We start from the raw sequence: 4740 nt of genomic DNA, 5'->3' as shown, positions 1-4740 counted from the left end.
CGGTCCGACCTCCCCACAAGGGGGAGGTGGGGGCAGGCGCTGCCAACAAAAAACCCGCCTCGAGGGCGGGTTTTTCAAATTCTGCAGGCGTATCCGGCTTAGAGGCCGAAACCTTCGAAGCGCTTCTTGAACTTCGACAGGCGGCCGCCGCGGTCGAGCAGGGCCTGCTGGCCGCCGGTCCAGGCCGGGTGCGTGGTCGGGTCGATGTCGAGGTTCATCGTGTCGCCTTCCTTGCCCCAGGTGGAGCGGGTCAGGTACTCGGTGCCGTCGGTCATGACGACCTTGATGGTGTGGTAGTCGGGATGGATATCGGCCTTCATTGTCGTGTTCCTGGCTTGCCGGCGCTGGTGACGGGCCCATGGCCTGCGTCGATGCGCCCCTTTTTAAAACTCGAAGCCGCAGCTAATGAAAAGCCACGGCTTCTAAAACGGTCGGCGAGCCTATACATCAGCCGGAATTGAATCACAAGGCCGCGGCAGGGGCATATTGTAGCGCATGACCGGCAAGCGGCCAGAGGAAACGCTCATGGCGGATATCGGTGTCAGTGCAGACGAGCGCAGACGCTCGGTCCGGCCGCTCAGAAACCTTTTTCCCTATATCACCCGCTACCGGAAACTGGCGGTCGGCGCCATCATCTCGCTGATCGTGGCGGCAGTGACCACGCTGGCGTTGCCGATGGCCGTGCGGCGCATGATCGACCATGGCTTCCAGGCGGCGGGCTCCACCTTCATTGCCGAGTATTTCGCGGCGCTGGTTCTGATGGCGGCTCTGCTGGCGGCGGCCTCGGCCAGCCGCTACTACTTTGTCATCACGCTCGGCGAGCGGGTCGTCGCCGATATCCGCCGCGACGTCTTTTCTCATGTGACGACGCTCTCGCCGGCCTTCTTCGATCGCGCGCAGTCGGGCGAGATCGTGTCGCGCCTTGCCGCCGACACCACGCAGGTGAAATCGGCGGTCGGCGCCACCGCATCGGTCGCGCTGCGCAATCTCATCCTCGGCCTCGGCGCCGTGGCGATGATGATCTTCACCAGCCCGAAACTCTCCGGCCTGGTCATCGCCGCTATCCCACTGATCGTATTGCCGCTGGTCGCTTTCGGCCGCTCCGTGCGGCGCAAGTCGCGCCTCGCGCAGGACACGCTCGCCGAGGCCACCGCCTATGCCAGCGAGCAGATCGGCGCCGTGCGCACGCTGCAGGCCTTCACCAACGAGAAGCTGGTCACTGGGCGCTTCTCGGCCGCCGTCGAAGCCGCCTTCGAGGCGGCGCGCATGTCGGTCTTTGCCCGCTCCTTCCTCACCTTCTTCGCCATCTTCATGATCTTTTCCTCGGTGGTGGCGGTGCTCTGGTTCGGCTCGCGCGACGTGCTTGCCGGCACGATGTCGGCCGGCACGCTCGGCCAGTTCCTGCTCTATTCGGTGTTCGCCGCCGGTGCGCTCGGCGCGCTGTCGGAAGTATGGAGCGAGCTGTCGCAGGCGGCGGGCGCCGCCGAGCGGCTGACCGAGATCCTGGCCGAGAAGCCCGCCATCCTGCCGCCTGTCGATCCGCAGCCGCTGCCGGCCAAGGCCAAGGGCGCGATCAGCTTCGATGATGTCTCCTTCTCCTATCCGGCGCGGCCGGACCGCGCCGCCGTGCACGGCCTGAGCTTCCAGGTGAAGCCCGGCGAGACGGTGGCGATCGTCGGTCCTTCGGGCGCGGGGAAAAGCACCGTCTTCTCGCTGATCCTGCGCTTTTACGATCCGGAAAGCGGCCGCATCGTCATCGACGGCGTCAACGTACGCGAAGCCGATCCGGCCGCGGTCCGCGAACGCATCGCCATCGTGCCGCAGGACGTCACCATCTTCGCCGCAAGCGCGCGCGACAATATCGCGTTCGGCCGGCCGGGCGCCACAAATGCCGAGATCGAGGCGGCGGCGAAGGCGGCGCTCGCCGACGAGTTCATCACCAAGCTCGAAAAGGGCTATGACAGCCAGGTCGGCGAGCGCGGCGTGACGCTCTCAGGCGGCCAGCGCCAGCGCGTGGCGATCGCCCGCGCCATTCTGCGCGACGCGCCGATCCTGTTGCTCGACGAGGCGACCTCGGCGCTCGACGCCGAAAGCGAAACACTTGTGCAGACGGCGCTCGAGCACCTGATGCGCGGCCGCACCACCATCGTCATCGCCCACCGGCTGGCGACGGTGCTCAAGGCCGACCGGATCCTCGTCATGGAGGGCGGACGCATCGTCGAGGAAGGCACGCACAAAAGCCTGGTCGCCAAGGGCGGCACCTATGCGCGGCTCGCCAAGCTGCAGTTCGAGACGGGAGCCAGCGCCTTCAAGGGCGCCGCGGAGTAACCACGCCACAAAGTCGCCGGTTCCAGGCTGCTCCGCGTCAGTCGCCGTAGCGCCTGCGCAAATGCTCGGTGAAGTAGGCGGCGTTGAGCCTTTCGCCGGTGGCGCGTTCGAGCAGGTCCGGCGTCGACCAGCGCGAGCCCTGCGACCAGATCCTTTTGCGGCGCCAGTCGTTGATGGCGCTGAAATCGCCCTTGGCGAGATCCTCGTCCGCGGACGGGTGCTCCCTGGTGAGCGCCGCCCATTGCTGCGCCGCCATCATGGCGCCCAGCGTATAGGACGGAAAATAGCCGAAAGCGGCACCCGGCCAATGCACGTCCTGCATCGGCCCGTCGGCCGGGTCGTCGATGGTCGACAGGCCGAGATAGTCGCGCATCTTGGCGTCCCACGCCTCGGGCAGGTCGGCGGCCTCCAGCCGGCCGGAGACGAGTTCCTGCTCGAGCTCGTAGCGCAGGATGACATGCAGCGGATAGGTGACCTCGTCGGCGTCGACGCGGATCAGGCCACGCTCGACATGATGGACATGCGGCAGGATGTCGTCGATCGACCATTCTTCGCCGAGATGCTTTTCGACCACCGGCAGCGCCCAGCGCCAGAAGGCGGGGTTGCGGCCGATCTGCTTCTCGACGAACAGGCTCTGGCTCTCATGCACGGCCATGCCGCGCGCCTTGCCGAGCGGCCAGTGCGACCAGGCTTTCGGCAGGTTCTGCTCGTAGAGCGCATGCCCGGTCTCGTGCAGCACGCCCATCAGCGCCGACAGGAAATCGGAGGTCTTGTAGCGGGTGGTGATGCGCACGTCGGTCGGTACGCCGCCGCAGAAGGGATGGTGCGACACCGACAGCGAGCCGTGCGTGAGGTCGAAGCCGACGGCCGCCATCATGGCAAGGCCGAGTTCGCGCTGACGGTCGATGGCGTAGCTGCCGGAGAGCGGCTTCAGGGGGTGTTTTGCTAGCCGCGCATCCTGCACCGCCAATGCGTGCGGCAGGAAATCACCAAGGAAGGCCTTCAGTTCGGCAAATACCGGCGTGATGTCGGCGGCACGGTTGCCTGGATCGTATTGTTCCATCAGCGCGTCATAGGGATCGAGGCCGAGCGCGTCGGCGCGCAGCGCAGCCTCCTCCCGCACCAGCGCCACGACGCCTTCCAGCGCCGGCAGGAAGCCCGCCCAGTCGTTCTTGGCGCGCAGGTCGCGCCAAAGCTGCTCCGAGCGCATGCGCGCCGTCGTCTGGCGCTCGACGAATTCGACCGGCAGGCAGGTGAGATTGGTGTATTGCCGGCGCAGCTCCCTGACCGCGGCCTGCTGCTCGTCGCCGAGTGGCTCGGCTTCGGCGGCTGCGATCCAGTCGCCGATCTCGGGTGCGGTCGCCTGGGCGTGCAGCATGCCGGCAAGCACCGACGTCGCTTCGGCGCGCTTCTCGCCGCCGCCAACCGCCATATGGGTCGCCTCGTCAGCGCCGAGGATGGCCAGCGCATGTTCCAGCGCTTCGAGCTTGTGGCCGAGTTCATCGAGTTTTTGGAAGGACATGTCGGATCTCAACTGGAAATTGGCTGGCGGGAAAAGATACCAACGCGCAGGGCTTGGCAACCCTGATCCAGCCGGTTCGGGGCAGGCCATCTTGCCTATCGATGGCGGCGCGTGATCAATGTCCGATTCGAACGGGCGGAGGGGACAATGGTCGGCAATATCCTGGTCGGGCTGGTGGCGCTGATCCACTGCTACATCGTCTATCTGGAAATGGTGCTGTGGGACACGCCGCGCGGCCACAAGGCGTTCAACCTCAAGCCGGATTTCGCCAGCGCTTCAAAAGTGCTTGCCGCCAACCAGGGGCTCTATAACGGCTTCCTTGCCGCCGGCCTGATCTGGGGGCTTTTTCTCGGCGCGAGCGGGTTTCCGATCAAGATCTTCTTCCTGCTTTGCGTCGCCGTCGCCGGCCTTTACGGCGCGGCGACCGTCGGCCGGAAGATCCTGTTCATCCAGACGGTGCCGGCGGTGCTCGCCATCGTCGCGCTCTGGCTCGGCTGGTGATCGAAAAAGGACGCCCTTGAGACCAGGTCTCGCGGGCGCCAGATAGTCCCTTCTTCTGAGGACCTTCAGCCGTTCGGATAGTGGCCACCGTCGGCGCCCGCCCATAAGGAAGCCGCTGCCGGTATCGGCCGGTACATCACTGTCGATCAGGATTTTCGCTGTCGGGGCCGCGGGCCAAAAATCCAGCGGCGTTGAGCGCATTTTCTAGATTAAGAGGTTTGCGCGACAGCGCCCCGCGCGCCGAAAGGCGCGCAGGCTGTCGTCAGGGGACTCGCTGCGATGGCAGAATTCACCCGTTCGGATAATATCCGCCGTCCGCGCCATCGCCGATGAGCGGGCTGCTGCCCGTGGCGTTGCGCAGGCTCTGGCTCACGTCATCGAGCTGCGCC

Annotated in this window: 4 protein-coding genes; 2 read left to right on the top strand and 2 right to left on the bottom strand. The window is 65.9% G+C overall.

The genetic code is table 11. The features are described from left to right. Nucleotides 1-98: 98 nt before the first annotated feature. Nucleotides 99-320 carry a 50S ribosomal protein L31 gene (gene rpmE, locus EOA38_RS28465; RefSeq protein WP_127300795.1) on the bottom strand — a complete coding sequence of 74 codons (222 nt, stop codon included), beginning with the start codon at nt 318-320 and terminating at the stop codon, nt 99-101. Between the two features lie 205 nt (nt 321-525). On the opposite strand from rpmE, the gene EOA38_RS28460 reads away from it, so the two are divergent. After that, entirely contained in the window at nt 526-2328 is a 1803-nt protein-coding gene (locus EOA38_RS28460; protein WP_126091423.1) for an ABC transporter transmembrane domain-containing protein, read from the top strand. A 37-nt stretch (nt 2329-2365) separates the two neighbouring features. Here EOA38_RS28460 and EOA38_RS28455 read toward each other — a convergent pair whose 3' ends face one another. Continuing rightward, a complete protein-coding gene (locus EOA38_RS28455; protein ID WP_127300794.1) occupies nt 2366-3850 on the bottom strand; it encodes a carboxypeptidase M32 in 1485 nt (494 codons plus the stop codon). Nucleotides 3851-3997: 147 nt separating this feature from the next. Between EOA38_RS28455 and EOA38_RS28450 the strand changes: the two genes are divergently transcribed. Next, nucleotides 3998-4351 (top strand): DUF1304 domain-containing protein, encoded by a 354-nt coding sequence (locus EOA38_RS28450; RefSeq protein ID WP_126091425.1) that lies wholly within the window; start codon nt 3998-4000, stop codon nt 4349-4351. Nucleotides 4352-4740 lie beyond the last annotated feature (389 nt).

The sequence above is a fragment of the Mesorhizobium sp. M1E.F.Ca.ET.041.01.1.1 genome (assembly GCF_003997355.1).
Taxonomy (GTDB): Bacteria; Pseudomonadota; Alphaproteobacteria; order Rhizobiales; family Rhizobiaceae; genus Mesorhizobium.
The sequence above is the reverse complement of the archived record's forward strand: the minus strand, read 5'-3'. Positions and strand labels throughout refer to the sequence as shown.